This is a genomic window from Streptococcus sp. 2154 (assembly GCF_013277255.1).
Classification (GTDB): domain Bacteria; phylum Bacillota; class Bacilli; order Lactobacillales; family Streptococcaceae; genus Streptococcus; species Streptococcus pseudopneumoniae.
Genome location: NZ_VMMK01000064.1, coordinates 7,807 through 8,897 on the forward strand (window position 1 = coordinate 7,807; position 1,091 = coordinate 8,897).

Consider the following 1,091-nt stretch of genomic DNA (forward strand, 5'->3'; position numbering starts at 1 on the left):
TAGCTTCCTAGTTTGCTCTTTGATTTTCATTGAGTAGCAATCCTGTCTTTCACGGCAGGATTTTTTATATATCAAAAAGCAAGTCACTTGACCTGCTTCTGCTTTACTCTTCTTGTGCTAATGCTTTAAAATCTTTGTCTAAGATGGGTTGCACTTCTAATTGATTGGCGTCTAGTTGGTGGTAAAATGCTGATGGTAGCGACTCTAGGAATTTTGCATAGTCCAAGCGAGCGATAGCCTCATAGTCTTCTGGTTTAGAGCCGTCTCCTGTGATTTGAACCAAGTCAATCTCCCACTGGACTTCCTTATCCACCAATTGCTCCATATAGGCTGCAGGAACAAATGGTTCTCTCGGTAAAACTGTCTTGACTCCTTGAGCTAGATGGTAAACGCCATGCACTTGTCCCTCTCCATCCTGATAGAAGGAAACTCTTGCAAAGTAGGCATCTGTCTCTTGAACCGCACGCACACGCGCTTCAAACTGTGCCAAACCATCTTCCCCTAAAAAGCTTTTCAAATCCTCATGACTAAAGAAAACAGGATTAAAAATTCCTTGGCAAATCGTAAAACGGGCTGCAGTGTCTGCAAGATGGGCTTGAATACTTGCTTGGAAATAAGCTTCAAAATCAAAACCATCTAGTCCTTCAATCTCAGTTCCTGTGTAAGCAAGCAAAGCATCTAAAAATGACTTGATGATCTCCCAGTCTATCTTCGTTAGTAGCTCAGGAAGATCGACACGGTAAGCCTTTCGACCATCAGCATAACTGACCTTAAAGAGAAATTGTGATTGCCCCACTATCGCACACTCGATATACTCGAGGCGATTAAGAGGCTGACGGAGATAGACTGCATCATAGCTATGCGACTCCAAGCCATCTAGCAAGGCCAAGATAGACTTGGCAGTCAAAATCTCCTGTTCTCCTAAAATGCTCTGTTTATTTGGAATAAAAAATGTTTTCGCCATAACTGGACTCCTTTGAAATCGTTTACATACAGTATACCTTATTTTTCTGAAAGATACAAAAACAAACTTTATACTCTTCGAAAATCTCTTCAAACCGCGTCAGCTTCGCCTTGCCGTAGATATATGT

1 protein-coding gene is annotated in these 1,091 nt (G+C 41.7%); it reads right to left on the bottom strand.

Annotated features, from left to right (window positions below):
* Window positions 1-103: 103 nt before the first annotated feature.
* The gene (locus HT693_RS10240) at window positions 104-964 is read right to left on the bottom strand and encodes a DUF4299 family protein (protein WP_172925153.1); all 861 of its coding nucleotides are present in this window, start codon (window positions 962-964) and stop codon (window positions 104-106) included.
* Between the last annotated feature and the right edge of the window lie 127 nt (window positions 965-1,091).